Origin of the sequence: Devosia lucknowensis (assembly GCF_900177655.1) — a bacterium.
Classification (GTDB): Bacteria; Pseudomonadota; Alphaproteobacteria; order Rhizobiales; family Devosiaceae; genus Devosia; species Devosia lucknowensis.
Genome location: NZ_FXWK01000002.1, coordinates 560,524 through 574,776, shown reverse-complemented (window position 1 = coordinate 574,776; position 14,253 = coordinate 560,524). Strand labels below are relative to the sequence as shown.

The 14,253-nt window shown below is 63.9% G+C and carries 14 protein-coding genes; 9 read left to right on the top strand and 5 right to left on the bottom strand.

All coding sequences use genetic code 11. The features are described 5' to 3' along the window. Positions 1–200: 200 nt before the first annotated feature. From CCK88_RS15155 to CCK88_RS15140, 4 genes are read left to right on the top strand one after another with little or no spacing between them, the layout of a single operon-like run. Positions 201–881, top strand: coding sequence for a glutathione S-transferase family protein (locus tag CCK88_RS15155; protein WP_086471418.1), 681 nt, complete (start codon positions 201–203; stop codon positions 879–881). Positions 882–895: 14 nt separating this feature from the next. Beyond that, positions 896–2,023 carry a tRNA epoxyqueuosine(34) reductase QueG gene (gene queG, locus CCK88_RS15150; protein WP_086471417.1) on the top strand — a complete coding sequence of 376 codons (1,128 nt, stop codon included), beginning with the start codon at positions 896–898 and terminating at the stop codon, positions 2,021–2,023. Then, positions 2,020–2,892, top strand: a complete 873-nt coding sequence (locus CCK88_RS15145; RefSeq protein ID WP_086471416.1) for an NAD-dependent epimerase/dehydratase family protein — start codon at positions 2,020–2,022, stop codon at positions 2,890–2,892. Before queG ends, CCK88_RS15145 begins: the two co-directional genes overlap by 4 nt. Beyond that, positions 2,889–3,545, top strand: a complete 657-nt coding sequence (locus tag CCK88_RS15140; RefSeq protein ID WP_086471415.1) for a GNAT family N-acetyltransferase — start codon at positions 2,889–2,891, stop codon at positions 3,543–3,545. The genes CCK88_RS15145 and CCK88_RS15140 overlap by 4 nt, the downstream gene beginning before the upstream one ends. On the opposite strand, the gene CCK88_RS15135 is transcribed toward CCK88_RS15140, so the two are convergent. Beyond that, on the bottom strand, positions 3,542–4,303 hold the full coding sequence (locus CCK88_RS15135; protein ID WP_086471414.1) for an alpha/beta hydrolase: 762 nt from the start codon (positions 4,301–4,303) through the stop codon (positions 3,542–3,544). The two genes, CCK88_RS15140 and CCK88_RS15135, sit on opposite strands and share 4 nt — an antisense overlap. A 153-nt stretch (positions 4,304–4,456) precedes the next feature. Here CCK88_RS15135 and infC point away from each other — a divergent pair, with 153 nt between their 5' ends. After that, entirely contained in the window at positions 4,457–4,993 is a 537-nt protein-coding gene (gene infC / locus CCK88_RS15130; protein WP_170926553.1) for a translation initiation factor IF-3, read from the top strand. Positions 4,994–5,247: 254 nt separating this feature from the next. Here the strand turns inward: infC and CCK88_RS15125 are convergent, their stop codons facing one another. Further along, on the bottom strand, positions 5,248–6,858 hold the full coding sequence (locus tag CCK88_RS15125) for an ABC transporter substrate-binding protein (RefSeq protein WP_170926514.1): 1,611 nt from the start codon (positions 6,856–6,858) through the stop codon (positions 5,248–5,250). A gap of 469 nt (positions 6,859–7,327) precedes the next feature. Between CCK88_RS15125 and CCK88_RS15120 the strand changes: the two genes are divergently transcribed. The 4 genes from CCK88_RS15120 to CCK88_RS15105 all read left to right on the top strand — a co-directional run bounded on the left by CCK88_RS15120 (position 7,328) and on the right by CCK88_RS15105 (position 11,052). Next, a complete protein-coding gene (locus CCK88_RS15120) occupies positions 7,328–8,059 on the top strand; it encodes a FadR/GntR family transcriptional regulator (RefSeq protein ID WP_425290633.1) in 732 nt (243 codons plus the stop codon). An 85-nt stretch (positions 8,060–8,144) separates the two neighbouring features. Next, entirely contained in the window at positions 8,145–9,053 is a 909-nt protein-coding gene (gene kdgD, locus CCK88_RS15115; protein ID WP_086471411.1) for a 5-dehydro-4-deoxyglucarate dehydratase, read from the top strand. After that, complete coding sequence (locus CCK88_RS15110) at positions 9,050–10,180, top strand: mandelate racemase/muconate lactonizing enzyme family protein (RefSeq protein ID WP_086471410.1); 1,131 nt, start codon at positions 9,050–9,052, stop codon at positions 10,178–10,180. Before kdgD ends, CCK88_RS15110 begins: the two co-directional genes overlap by 4 nt. A 5-nt stretch (positions 10,181–10,185) precedes the next feature. Then, complete coding sequence (locus CCK88_RS15105; protein WP_086471409.1) at positions 10,186–11,052, top strand: amidohydrolase family protein; 867 nt, start codon at positions 10,186–10,188, stop codon at positions 11,050–11,052. A gap of 37 nt (positions 11,053–11,089) precedes the next feature. Here CCK88_RS15105 and CCK88_RS15100 read toward each other — a convergent pair whose 3' ends face one another. Genes CCK88_RS15100 through CCK88_RS15090 form a run of 3 tightly spaced genes read right to left on the bottom strand, consistent with a single transcriptional unit; the run spans position 11,090 to position 14,243 of the window. Continuing rightward, the gene (locus CCK88_RS15100) at positions 11,090–12,457 is read right to left on the bottom strand and encodes an MFS transporter (RefSeq protein WP_086471408.1); all 1,368 of its coding nucleotides are present in this window, start codon (positions 12,455–12,457) and stop codon (positions 11,090–11,092) included. Then, positions 12,454–13,434 carry a lactonase family protein gene (locus tag CCK88_RS15095; RefSeq protein ID WP_170926513.1) on the bottom strand — a complete coding sequence of 327 codons (981 nt, stop codon included), beginning with the start codon at positions 13,432–13,434 and terminating at the stop codon, positions 12,454–12,456. The genes CCK88_RS15100 and CCK88_RS15095 overlap by 4 nt, the downstream gene beginning before the upstream one ends. After that, entirely contained in the window at positions 13,431–14,243 is an 813-nt protein-coding gene (locus tag CCK88_RS15090) for an NAD-dependent epimerase/dehydratase family protein (RefSeq protein ID WP_086471406.1), read from the bottom strand. The genes CCK88_RS15095 and CCK88_RS15090 overlap by 4 nt, the downstream gene beginning before the upstream one ends. Between the last annotated feature and the right edge of the window lie 10 nt (positions 14,244–14,253).

Here is a 14,253-nt window from a genome sequence, read left to right as displayed (position 1 = left end):
ATTTTGACCGATTGGCAGGAATTGGTAAGGCCATCGGCAAGTCTGTTGCACGGCGGCACAAAAAGACCTTGATCGGCGTTCATCTGATCCCCTAACTCGTTCATCTGGTCGCATTGGTGCGCCTCACTCAGTTGCGTTCGATTTCGCGCGAGGGCGAGGCTGGCAATGTCGGAGCAGCACACACTCTCAGAGCGTCATTCATGCCCAGCCTCGTGCACCATCCTCTTGATCCCGCCTCGCGCCTGATCCGCTTGATGTGCGCCGAATATGGCGTCCCGCTCGATCTTGACGAGATCAAGCCCTGGCTGCGCGACGAAGCCCTGCTCGAGGTCAATCCGGCGGCGACTTTGCCGATCCTTTTTACCGATACCGAGCAACCCGTGGTCGGCATCCTTGCCACCCTTCACACGGTGGAAGATCTCTATACGCCCGATACCGTCAGTGGGCTCGTGCCCGCCGATCCGATGGCCCGTGCGGAGATGTGGCGACTGGTGGAATGGGCCTTGGTGAAGCTCAATGACGAGGTCACCCGCTATCTCGTCGAGGAAAAGATCGCAAAGCGCGACCTGCGCGGCGCGACGCCTGAACCATCGGTGCTCCGGGCTGCAAAAGCCAATTTTGTCGAGCATATGCTGTACTTTAACTATCTCCTGGCGAGCCGGAACTGGGTCGCGGGCGAGGAACTGAGCCTGGCGGACTTCGCCCTGGCGGCTCACTTTTCGACGCTCGACTACATGGGCGACATCGACTGGTCCAAGGCGCCCGGCGAAACGCGCGACTGGTACTCACGGATCAAGTCGCGGCCGGCATTCCGCACTCTGCTCAATGACCGCGTCACCGCCATGCCCCCATCCAAGGGCTATGCGGACCTCGATTTTTAGGCCTATCTGCGGGCATGGCCCAAACCCAAGCCGATCCGATCGTGAGCGAACTCAAGGCAAGGGCGCTGGCCCTGGGCTTTGACGCATTCGGGATCACGCGCGCCGATGCGCGGCCGGACCTGCCGGAAAAACTTGCCACGGCACTGGCCGAGGGCTGGCATGCCGACATGGACTGGATGGCGGAAACCGAGGAGCGGCGCGGCGATCCGCTCAAGCTCTGGGGGGAGGCGAGGACGGCGATCCTGCTCGGCGTCAATTATGGCCCTGCCGATAACCCCATGACTTTGCTCGATGAACCGCGTGTCGGCATCATCTCCGCCTATGCTCGAAACCGCGACTATCATGACATCATCAAGGGGCGGCTGAAGGAACTGGCCGGGCTCCTGGCGCGGCGCGCCGGCGCTGACGTCAAGGTCTTCGTCGATACCGCGCCGCTCATGGAAAAGCCGCTGGCCGAGGCGGCGGGACTGGGCTGGCAGGGCAAGCATTCGGTCCTGGTGAGCCGCGATTTCGGCTCCTGGCTGTTTCTGGGCGCTATCCTGACCTCGGCCGACCTCCCCGTGGACATTCCGCATCAGGAAAGCTGCGGATCGTGCACCCGCTGCCTCGACATCTGTCCCACCAACGCCTTTCCGGCGCCTTTCCAGCTCGATGCGCGCAAGTGCCTTGCCTATTACAGCGTTGAACATAAAGGGCAAATCCCGCGCCAATTCCGCCGTCCCATGGCCAATCGCATCTATGGATGCGACGATTGCCTGGCGGTCTGCCCGTGGAACAAGTTTGCCTCTGTCAGCCGGGAGGCCAAGTTGCGGTCGCGGCCGGAGCTTGAGCGGCCGTCGCTCTCCGACCTCGTCAGGCTCGACGATGCCGGCTTTCGGGCGCTCTTTTCCGGCTCGCCAGTCAAACGCATCGGGCATGCGCGGTTCATCCGTAACGTCTTGATCGGCATCGGCAATTCCGGCGACCTGACGCTGGTTCCAGCCGTGCTCGACCGGTTGGACAGTGCCGACCCGCTGATCCGGGGATCGGCCGTCTGGGCCCTGCGTCGCCTCGATCCCGACCGCGCCGAAGCCATGCGGCTGGACAGGCAGGCGCGGGAAAGCGATAGGACGGTGCAGGACGAATGGATGGGTGAGGTATGAGGCAGGCGTTTTTCTTCGGGCTGGGCTTTTCATCCCAGCAATCCGTGCGCTTTTTTGAGCAGGACCCCGATTTCTTGCCCTCGTCCGGCACCGTCAGGTCACGCGAGAAGGCCGATTCGTTAGCACGTGGTTATCATCAGGTGCTGCTTTTCGATGGGAGTGAGAGAACCGCGCCGGTCGCCGATGCGATCGGGTCGGCGACGCATGTGATCCAGTCCATCGCACCGGACGAAAATGGCGACCCGGTGCTGCGTCACTTCCGCGACGACCTGATGAACGCGCCGGCGCTCGAATGGCTCTGCTACTATTCCACCGTCGGGGTCTATGGCGACTTCGACGGCGACTGGATCGACGAAACTGCGCCGCTGGTGCCGCGCAACATGCGATCGGACCGGCGTGTCCTCGCCGAACAGGACTGGCGCGATTTTGCTGCTGCCCGGGGCGTGCCGCTGACCATCCTTCGTCTGGCCGGCATTTATGGTCCCGGCCGCTCGACCTTCGACAAATTGCGCGACGGCACCGCCCGGCGCGTCATCAAGCCGGGGCAGGTGTTCAACCGCATTCATGTCGCCGATATCGGCCGCGTCACGGCGCTGGCCGCAGCGGCCCGTCTCGATGGCACGTTCAACCTGGCCGACGACGAGCCCACGCCCCCGCAGGACGTGATCGCCTATGGCGCCGGGCTGATCGGCCTGCCGGTGCCGCCGGACCTGCCTTATGAGACGGCCGAGATGACGCCGATGCAGCGCAGCTTCTATCGCGACAACAAGCGTGTCTCGAACCGCGCCATCAAGGACGCGCTCGGCATCGAGCTGCTCTATCCCAATTACCGCGCCGGCCTTCAGAACATTCTCGAGAGCGAACGATGACGCCACAGCCCGCCAAGTCCGCTCCGCAACGCGTTATCCTAGAGGGCGGGCATGTCCGGCTCGAGCCGCTCGAGCGCCGCCATGCCGAACAGCTGTTCGCCGTCAGCACCCTGCCTGGCGGGCCGGAGCGCTACCGCTATCTGCCGAGCGAGCCGCCGCAGAGGCTTGAGGATCTGGAGCAGCGCATCGAAGCGGCCCAGGGCGGACCCGATGCCTATGTCGCCGTGGTCGACAAGAAAACCGGCACCGTACTCGGGCAGCAGGCCTGGCTGCGCATTCGCCCCGAACATGGCTCGATCGAAATCGGCGCCATCTACTGGGGTCTGCCGATGGCGCGCACGCCGCTCTCCACCGAGGCCTTCTATCTCTTTGCCCGGCACGCCTTCGACGACCTGGGCTACCGGCGCTTCGAATGGAAATGCAACAACGGCAACGAGCCCTCCAAGGCGGCCGCCGCGCGCTTCGGGTTCACCTTCGAGGGTGTTTTCCGCCAGGACATGATCGTCAAGGGCGAAAGCCGCGACACGGCCTGGTTCTCCATTCTCGACAGCGAATGGCCTTCTCTTCGCGCAGAGTTCGAACGCTGGCTCGCGCCTGACAATTTCGACGCCGAAGGTCGGCAGAAGAGCCGGCTGACGACGCGGCCCCGCTAGAGCATCGCGAGGACGGCAGCGCTGAGCCGGGCGAGGTCCTCTTCGCGGCTGAGGCGATGGTCGCCATCCGGGATCAGCGTATAGGTCACCGGATCATGAAGGATGTGGGTGAGCAGCTTTTGCGCATGCTCGGGCGGGACGTCGGGATCGCGGCCGCCCTGAAGGATGTGGACCGGACATCCGGTCTCGATCACCGAGCCGAACAGCAGGTGCTGGGCACCGTCCTCGATCAGGCGCCGCGTATAGCGATAGGGTCCATCGCCATAGGCACTGTCGCGCTCGAAATAGCCCAGGGCCTCGAGGCCGGCTTTCTGTTCGGCCGTCATGCGGGCCGCGATGCGGCTGGTGGCGTCGGTGGCGGGTGCAATGAGCACGAGACCTTTGAGCGGCATGCCCTTGCGGCACTGCCGGCGAGCCAGCAACAGTGCCAGCCACCCACCCATGGATGATCCGCACGCGATCTGGGGGCCGTGTGTGCGCTCAAAGACCGCTTCGGTCTCTTCGAGCCACCGGCTGATCGTGCCCGCGTCGAAGGCGCCGCCCGACTGGCCGTGCCCGGAATAGTCGAAGCGTGTCACCTCAAGGCCTTTTTGCGCGCCCAACGCATCGAGATGCATGGCCTTGGCCCCGCTCATCACCGAGCGGAAGCCATTGAGCCAGAAGAGCCCGGGCGCCGCGCCGGTGCGCTGTTCCACGGCGATGTCGCGCGCTTCCGCACCCTGTCCGACGGTGACGCGGGATGCGAGAATGGAACTCATCTGGCAAGCGAACCTTTTGATAAGGGTGGTAGGGCGTACCCCATGCGCAACAGGCGGAATTTCAGTGGTTCCGGCAGTTGACTTCTTGAGCCGCTACCACGATTTTAGGGCCGAATTCACCCCCTGGCATCATCAGCACAAGGAAAGCTTGCCATTCGCCGTCCCATGAGACCCGTTGCGCCCCAGAAAGATGGGCCGCTTGCCAACGAGGATATCACCAGCCCCGACGTTCAGCTTATCGATGCAGAAGGCGAGAACCGCGGTGTCGTGCGTACGCGCGATGCATTGGCTGAAGCACAGGAGCAGGGGCTCGACCTCGTCCTGATCGCTGCCAATTCGCAGCCGCCCGTCGCCAAGATGCTCGATCTCGGGCGCTACAAGTACGCCGCCCAGAAGAAGGCAGCCGAAGCGCGCAAGAAGCAGAAGGTGATCGAGGTCAAGGAAGTCCAGATGCGTCCGAATATCGACGATCACGACTACCAGACCAAGATGAAGGCGGTGCAGCGCTTCCTCGACGACGGTGACCGTGTCAAGGTGACGATGCGCTTCCGCGGCCGCGAAATGGCGCACCAGGATCTGGGCATGCAGCTGCTGATCAAGGTCAAGGAACAGACCGAGGCCATTGCCAAGGTCGAAAGCCAGCCGCGCTCGGAAGGGCGCCAGATGGTCATGGTGCTGGCGCCCAAGTGAGGCGACGGCAATATCCAAGTTAAGAAAAAACGGGCCGAAAGGCCCGTTTTGTTTTGGCGGCGGCTTCTGCTCGAGCGGGCAGATCTTGATCTGGCGCAACGACGATTAGGCGTCCACCGCGGACCGGTGTCCCTTCCGCGTTTCGCTGCGGGTGCTCGACCATGTTGGAGGTCAGCCCACACATCCCCCGATGTTCGGAGCCTGGTACCCGTCGGAAGCGACCGGCGAAGCTGTTGCCCCGCCGGTCGGTGTCGTCAGCGGTTCTTGGTGACGTCGCGGTAGATGGTGGTCTGGTAGACGTGCGGCACGTAGTTCACCACGTCGTCCTGATAGACCACGGCGTCGAGACCCTGGGCCATGACCTGGAGCGGCCCCACCTGCTCTTCCCAGATTTCCTGGATCTGCTCGTACATTTCGCGGCGCTTGTCGGCATCGCCTTCAAGCAGGGCGCCATCGAGCAGGGTGTTGATCTCCTCGCTCTGGAACGAGGCGCGCCAGGATTGCAGCGTGAAAAGCTTGGCTTCGTCCGAATTATCCGGATTGTACACCAGCGAAAGCAGGCTCGTGTAGGGATGGGTGCCGGTGCGATCGCCGCCGCGGCCGACGAGCAGCTCGAACTTGCGCTCGCGCGCCGCGCCGTAGATCTGGTCCGAATTGCCGGTGATCAGCTCGGCACGGATGCCGCCCTGGGCCAGCGTGGCCTGGATTGCCGTGGCGATATTGATGAACGGGGACTCGGCCAGGACGCGCAGCGTGACGTCCATGCCAGCAGGATAGCCCGCTTCGGCCAGCAGCGCCTTGGCCTTTTCCGGATCGAGGCTGTAGCCGGTATCGGGCAGCGAGCCATCGAGCCCCTTGCCCAGCGGCCGCTGATGCAGGCGCGCGTAGTAGGGCAGGATGGTTTCGGCAATGCCTTCATAGTCGATGAGATAGCGCAGGGCTTCGCGCACGCGCGGGTCCTGGAACTTCTCCTCGGCCATCGATGACATCAGATAGTACATGTTGCCGCTGGTGACTTCGGCGATCTCGAGAGCGTCATTGCTCTGCAGCGCCGTGACGTCGGCCACTGACATGCCCCAGGCGATGTCGATATCGCCAGCTTCCAGCGCCAGACGCTTGGTCTGCGATTCAGGCATGTGGCGGTAAATCAGGCGGGTCATTGCCGGTTGCTCGCCCCAGCTGCCCTCGACGCGCTGCAGCAGCACGATATCGTTGGCCAGCCAGCGGTCGAGGCGGTAGGGACCCGAACCCGCGCTGTTGGTCGTGAGCCAGCCCTGGCCGAAGTCGTTATCCTTGGCGTTTTCCATGGCGAGCTTGGAATCGATGACCATGGCCACGCCCTGACCGGCCACGGCGGCCAGGATCAGCGTCGGATCGTTGGGCTTGGGAAGCTTCATTACGACGGTGTAATCGTCAGGCGCCGTCACCATTTCCGCGATATTGTCTTCGTTATAGCCAAAGACGCGGATGTTGGAGCCACCGATGCCCAGCTCGAAGGCGCGGGTCATCGACCAGACGAAGTCATGCGCGGTAACCGGATTGCCGGAGTGGAAGACCGCATCCTGGCGCAGGTGGAAGGTGACGCTGCCGCGATCCTCGGCGATCTCGAAGCTTTCGGCGAGACGCGGATGGAACACGGCCGGATCGGTCACATCGGGTTCGATGAGGCGATCATAGATATTGGCGTTGATTTCCATGGACTCGCGCCCGGACATGGCGGCCGGATCGAGCGACAGGATATTGGACAGGCTCAGGCCGACAACGAGCTGGTCGGCCGGCGTCTCGGCGAGGCTGAGCGTCGGTCCGGCAGCGAGCATGACGCCCACGCAGCCCGCCAACAGCGTCCGCTTGAAATTGGATAACATGTGCTCCTCCGAACATGTATGATTTAATCTCGATACGTCTGACAACATAATGGGAGTGTTTTGAAATAGCAATTTGTCTGCGCAGAAATTCTATGACGATGTAAAGCTGTGTGATATCAATGGATAAGGGGTGGTCACGGCGCAGATCGATGCCTTTGGCTGCTACAGCGGTGTGGCTGGCGGAAACCTCGAGCGCGTGAAGTGGTGGCTGTCGGCGGCGTCTTGTGCTCCGTGTAATGGTTGCGCCGCAACAGATGTCTGACATCGGCCGAAATGCAGATCTTGCCGACCTTCTTCGCTCTATCGCTCTCTTGCAGTCGGGGGGTGTGACGAGAGGCAAAGACCATGGAATGTGCGAAGTGTCTTACGCCGCCGCTGTCCACACCCAACCTTTACGACAAATCTCCGCGCCATTGCGGCAATCAATCATACAAGTTAACGTGACAACCAGTTTTGGCCCGCAATCGAGATGCAGATGACCGAAATCATGAAAGCGCCTGCTCTACCAATGGCCGCCAAGGGGGTGACGCTGGTCACGCAGATCAGTGATGCGCTGCGCGCCATGATCTTGCATGACGAACTCAAGCCCGGCGACAAACTGCCGAGCGAAGCCAGAATTTCCGAGCTTTATGGCGTGAGCCGCACAGTGGTGCGGGAGGCCATCGCAGCGCTCCGGTCGGATGGCCTGGTCGAGCCCCGGCGGGGCGCCGGCGTGTTCGTCATGGAAATGGGGCCGGGTACGGCACGGCCATTCCAAGGTGTTGACCATGCACGTATTTCTTCGATCGTCGAACTGATCGAACTGCGCGCGGCAGTGGAGTCGGAAGCCGCTGCTCTTGCCGCCATACGTCGCTCGCCCGCTCAGGAGGAAGCGATCATCGAGCGGCATCGTGAGGTGCAGGCCTGCATCGAAGCGGGCAGGCCCACCGTGGACGCCGATTTCGCACTGCACCGGACCATCAGCGAGGCGACCAACAATTCGCGCTTTGCCGAATTCATGGATCTGGTGGGTCCCAATGCCATTCCGCGGGCCAGCGTGCAGCTGCCCGCCGACCCCGAATATCTGGGGCAGATCCACCGCGAGCACGACCGCATCGTCACGGCTATTTCCAACCGGGAAAGCGAAGCCGCCCGCGCTGCTATGCAGGAACACCTGCTTGGCAGCCAGCGCCGCTACCGGGCACTTCTCAGACGGGATTAGAAGATATCATACAGGTATTGACATTGATCAGGCAGGTTCGTATTCAAACGGTGAACCGCACCGTTTTGCCGAGAGGACACGCCCGATGGACGTCACTGCCCTGAAGAAGAGCTTGGGAGCAGGCCTGCTCTCCTTCCCCGTCACCCATTTCGACGCAGACGGACAGTTCAACGCCGAGTCCTATCGCCGCCACGTCGAATGGCTCTCGGGCTATGAGGCGACGACCCTGTTCGCCGCGGGCGGTACGGGCGAATTCTTTTCCCTCCAGCCGAGCGAAATCCCTGGCATCGTCGCTGCGGCCAAGGAAGCGGCGGCGGGCCGCACCGCCATCGTCTCGGGATGCGGCTACGGCACGGAAATGGCCATCGAGATCGCCCGGGCCGCTGAAAAGGCTGGCGCCGATGGTATCCTGCTGCTGCCGCACTACCTGATCGACGCGCCGCAGGAGGGGCTTTTCGAACACGTCCGCCGCGTCTGCCAGTCCATCGGCATCGGCGTCATGGTCTACAATCGCGACAATTCCATCATCCTGCCCGAGACCCTGGCGCGCCTGTGCGAAGCCTGCCCCAATCTGGTCGGTTTCAAGGATGGCTCGGGCGATATCGGCTTGGTGCGCCAGATCAGCGCCACCATGGGCGATCGTCTGACCTATCTGGGCGGCATGCCCACGGCCGAACTGTTTGCCGAGGCTTACCTCGCCGCCGGGTTCACCACCTATTCCTCGGCCGTCTTCAATTTCGTGCCCGGCCTTGCCGTCGAGTTCTATAAATCCTTGCGCGGCGGCGATCGCGCCAATTGCGAACGCATCCTCAAGGACTTCTTCTATCCCTTCATGGAGCTGCGCTCGCGCCGCAAGGGCTATGCCGTCGCCGCCATCAAGGCCGGCGTGCGGCTCCAGGGTTTTGACGCCGGGCCGGTGCGCAGCCCGCTCTGCGACCTGACGCCGGACGAAGAAGCCGTTCTCGCCAAGCTGATCGGCAGCCACAAAAGATGAAGATATCCCAGATCCGCACGCACCTCCTGGAACACCGGCTGGAAACGGCCTTCGAAAGCGCGTCGATGCGCTTCGACACCAGGCGGCATGTGCTGATCGAGGTGATCTGCGACGACGGCACCGTGGGCTGGGGCGAATGCCTCGGCCCGGCGGGCCCCAATGCGGCAATGGTAGCGGCCTATGCGCCGCTGCTTGTCGGCCGCGATCCGCTCGAAACCGAAAAACTCTGGGCCGAGCTCTACAACGCCTTTCGCGACCAGGGACAGCGCGGCATCGCCGTCACTGCTCTTTCCGGCATCGACATGGCGCTCTGGGATATCAAGGGCAAGCACTTTGGCGTGCCGATATCGACCCTGCTCGGCGGCCGCTTCCGCAGTGAAGTCCGCGCCTATGCCACCGGCTTCTTCAAGCTCGATGGCGTCGATCGCGTGGAGGATGCCGCTTTGCAGGCCGCGCGCTATCGCGCCGAGGGCTTCCACGCCACCAAGATCAAGATTGGCTTCGACCCGGAGGAGGACCTGCGCGTCATCGCTGCCGTGCGCAAGGCCGTCGGCCCCGACATGGGCCTGATGATCGACGGCAATCACGGCTACGACGCGCTGGAGGCCATCCAGGTCGGCCGCAAGGCTGCCCAATACGATATCGCCTGGTTCGAGGAGCCCATCGTTCCCGAGCAGCTCGAAGCCTATCGCGCGGTGCGGCAGGGCCAGCCGATCCCGCTGGCTGGCGGCGAGACCTGGCACACCCGCTACGGCATGCGCGCGCCGATCGAGCAGCGCTGCGTGGACATCGTGCAACCCGATATCGGCGGTTGCGGTGGCTTTACCGAGGCTCGCCGCATCGCCGATTTCGCCAGTCTCCACAGTATCCGCGTTGTCCCCCATGTCTGGGGCACGGCGGTGCAGATCGCGGCGGCGCTGCAGTTCATGGCAGCCATGGTGCCCGATCCGGTGCGCCTCAAACCCATCGAGCCGATCCTCGAATTCGACCGGACCGACAATCCGTTCCGCCAGGCCGTGGTCACGACCCCGCTCGAGGTGGTGGATGGGGTCCTCGCCATTCCCGACGGTCCAGGCCTCGGCATCGAGATCGACCGCGCCGCCCTTAAACACTTCGCACCCAGGTAGTCCCCATGATCGAGCGCACCTACACCGGCCGCAAGCCTGCCATCGCCCTGCCCAGGGGCACGATCGACACGCAGATGCATATGTACCTGCCAGGCTATCCAGCGCTGCCGGGCGGGCCGGGCCTGCCGCTCGACCCGCTGCCGACCCCCGACGACTACCGCCAGGTGATGGACTGGCTCGGCATTGACGGCGTGATCGTCACCCAGGGCAATGCCCACCAGCGCGACAATAGCTGCCTCCTCGCCTGCCTCGCGGAAATGGGCGACGCCGCCCGCGGTGTTGCCGTCATTACCGGCGACACGCCCGATGTCGAAATGACCCGGCTGTCCGAAGCCGGTGTCGTGGGCGCCCGCATCATGGATCTGCCCGGCGGCGCCGTCGGCCTCGCCGAACTGGAAGCGGTCGATGCGCGCGCCGCAGCCTTCGGTTGGATGATGGCCGTGCAGTTCGATGGCTCGCATATTCATGACCAGGAACAACGCCTCGCCGGCCTCAAATCGCGCTGGATCCTCGACCATCACGGCAAGTTCTTTTCCGGCGCCACGCCAGATGGCCCGCAGGTCGATACGGTCAAACGCCTCATCGATGGTGGCCAGTGCTGGTTCAAGTTTGCCGGCTGCTATGAATCAAGCCGCGTCGGCGGACCTGACTTCTCCGACATCGCCGCCATTGCACGGGTCATCGCCGACTACGCCCCCGAACGCATTGTCTGGGGCACCAACTGGCCGCACAACGGCGCCAGGACCACCGCCGACTATCCCGGTGACGCTGCGCTCACCGACACGGTGCTCTCGTGGTTCTCGAGCGAGGCCAACCGCCACCTTGCTCTCGTCGACAATCCGGAAGCGCTGTTCGGCTTTTCGCAGCGCTGACAGGCCGCTCACACGTCGCACCGATGCCGGGCGCTTGCTAACGCAGGCGCCCGAGTGTTTTGGGCAGGCCGATCAGGGCCAGCGCCGCCAGTGCGCCGACGCCGCCAAGGACGATCAGCGCCAGTTGCAGATCAGCCAGGCCAGGACTTTGACCGCCCCAGATTTCGAGCACCATGCCGGCCGCGGCGATACCGCCGGCGACCGAAAGCTGGTTGTTCACGGTGGCGAGGATCGACACATCAGCGGCGCGGTCGTTGGGCAGCGTCGCGTAGCCCAGTGCCTGGATGCCCGAGAAGAAGGTTGCCCGCACCAGCCCGCCTGCCGCCATGAAGGCGACGACGACCAGCGGCTCCACGCCCGGCTGCAGAAAGCCCATTCCCCCTTGCAGTGCCGCCGCCAGCCATGCCGTCACCCACAGCACACCGGCATAGCCGAAGAGATGGAACACCTTCGAGATGAACAGCTTGGACGAGGCGGCCCCGATGGCCCCGGCGAAGGTGAGCAGCCCCGATTGCAGCGGCGACAGCCCGAAACCCAGTTGCAGCATCAGGGGGATGAGAAAGTGCGTGGCACCGGTCGAGAACCGGAAGACGGCACTGCCGATGCTGGCGACCCGGAAGGAAAGATCCCTGAAGAGGCTGGTATCGAGCAGAGGTCTCGCTACTTTCCCGGCCCGCCAGATATAGGTCCAGCCGAGCAGCAGCCCTCCCACGATCAGGCCCGGCCCCAGCCATGCCGGCACCAGCGGCAGGCTCAGGACCGACATGCCGAAGATCAGCATGGGAAAGCACAGGGCGAGCAGAGAGAAGCCTCCAGCATCGAGCTTTGGCACGTCCTCCGCCTTCATGTCGGGGATGACCAGCCGTGCTGCCACGATGCCGGCAAAGCCGATGGGCAGGTTGATCCAGAAAATCCAGTGCCAGGAGGCATAGGTGGCCAGAAATCCACCCACCAGCGGGCCGACGACGGGTGCGATCATGGCCGGCAGCGCCCAGCGCGATATGGCGCCGACGAGATGTTCCCGCGGCACGCTGCGCACGATGATGAGACGCGCCACCGGCGACATGGCCGCCGCTCCGGTGCCTTGCAGGAACCGTGCGACAACGAAGGTCACGAGATCCTGCGACAGCGCGCAGAGCAGCGACCCACCCATGAAGGCGCAGATGGACAGGATGAAGACTCGCCGCGCTCCGAAACGATCGGCCAGCCACCCGGTGATCGGGATGAACATGGCAACGGCCACGATATAGGCCGTCAGCGCCAGCTTGAGCGGCATGGGTTCGATGCCGAAGTCCACGGCAATGGCCGGCAACACGGTCGCCAGTGCGGAGGCGTCCATCTGTTCCATGAACATGCCGACGGCCAAAACCAGCAGCAGGGCCCGACCGGGCCCGGGCACGCTCACGCTGCATCCACGGCCAGCACCCAGCTCGGCCGTTCGCCTGTCTCGTAATCCGCGATGGGGGTGAGAGACCCGTTTTCGGCGATACCGAAGATATCGGCCCTGTGTCCGCGAAAGCCCAGGACCACGAGGAACGCGCCGCCGCCACCGATACCGAGGGCCCGCGGATAGTCCGCCACCGGCGCCGCCCCGATCCGCCGCAGCCGACCATCGTCGACGGCAAAGCCCACGACCTGATTGGTGCTGCGTTCGGTGGCGTAGACGAACCGTCCATCCGGCGTCACACCGATATCGCCGCCCATGGGAGCGGCGGCGCCTTCGACCATGACGAGGCGCTGTATCTCCCGCAGTCCGCCCGTGGTCGAGAACACCACGACTTCACCACTCTCCTGCGTAACCAGATAGAGGCTCGTGCCATCGGGCGAGAGGCAGAGATGTCGCGGTCCGCTGCCGGCTGGCTGCGGAATGTCCTCGACGTGAACCAGCCCGCTGTCGACGGTAAAGCTGCGCACAAGATCGCCGCGACAGGCCGTTGCATAGATGCGGCCCAGACTGTCGGCGATCGCGCAATGCGCCATGGGGCCGAGCGGCAGCGGCGTCATGGTCTGGGCGACACGGCCCTCCCGATCGAGCAGAAATTCCTGAACCGTATCGCCACTTGCGGCGAGCAGGCGGGTGCCGTCGCCGGGCGCATGGAGGAAGCAGACGTCGACGCCGATCGCATGGTCCTGCAGGAGGATCAGCGCGCCTGTTTTTCGATCAAGGGCGAAAGCGAAAAGCCGTTTCTCAGCGCCGCGCCAGGCGAGGTAGACCCTGGTCCCACCGGCGCCGAGCGTCATGGGCGCGGCATTGGTCTCGCCTGATGAAACCGGCAGGGGCACGTCGCGCAGATGCCTCACCTGCCCTCGCGCGGTGTCATATGCGTGGACCGAGACGGTGGCGCTGCGCGAATTGCAGGTGAGAAGGAGCAAGCCGGTCACGGCCGAACCCTTCTGCGCAACAGATCGATATCGCCGCTGAATTCCTTTGCCGCGGATCCGCCACCCTGCAGGCTCGAGGCCACCGGTCCCTGCGGCCCCGCATTGGGATCGACCTGGGCCAGATAATCCTCGGCATTGTCCTGTGGGTCATAGCCAAGGGCGAAGGCGCGGCTGTTGTCGCACCAGGCGCGCGTGTTGCGCGAAACGCCGAACACGGTTTCGCAGTGATAGTCGGCGTCGAGCCCCAGACGAACGATCGCGGCCAGGTCACGGGGGGAAATCCAGGTCGAGAGCGCCCGGATATTCTCGGGCTTCTCGGCAAAGGTGCCGATGCGCACGAGGAAGCTCTTTATGCCGTATTTGTCAGCATAAAGGCTCGCGACCGCCTCGGCGAAAACCTTCGTCGCGCCATAGCGGGAATCGGGGCGCGTAATGTCGGAAGGATCGAGCTCCAGGCCGACCGGATACATGCCGACCACGTGGTTGGAGCTGCCGAAGACCACGCGCTCGACGCCATTGACGCGCGCCGCCTCCCAGAGATTGGTTGTCGCGATCAGATTGGGCCCGACGAGCTTTTCCCAAGGGCCTTCCTTGGCCTGGCCGGCCATGTGCACGATGGCGTCGACATCGCGGCAGACATCCATGGCAAAGTCTGCATCGGCGAGATCGCCCATCACCACCTCGTCCCCGTCATGCGCGGTCATTGGCGCGATATCGCAGAGCCTGAGGACTTCGCCTTCCCGCAGCAGGTTTTCCCGCAGCATCGAACCGATGCCGCCGGCTGCGCCGGTGAGAAGAATGCGGCGCATGGGAAATCCT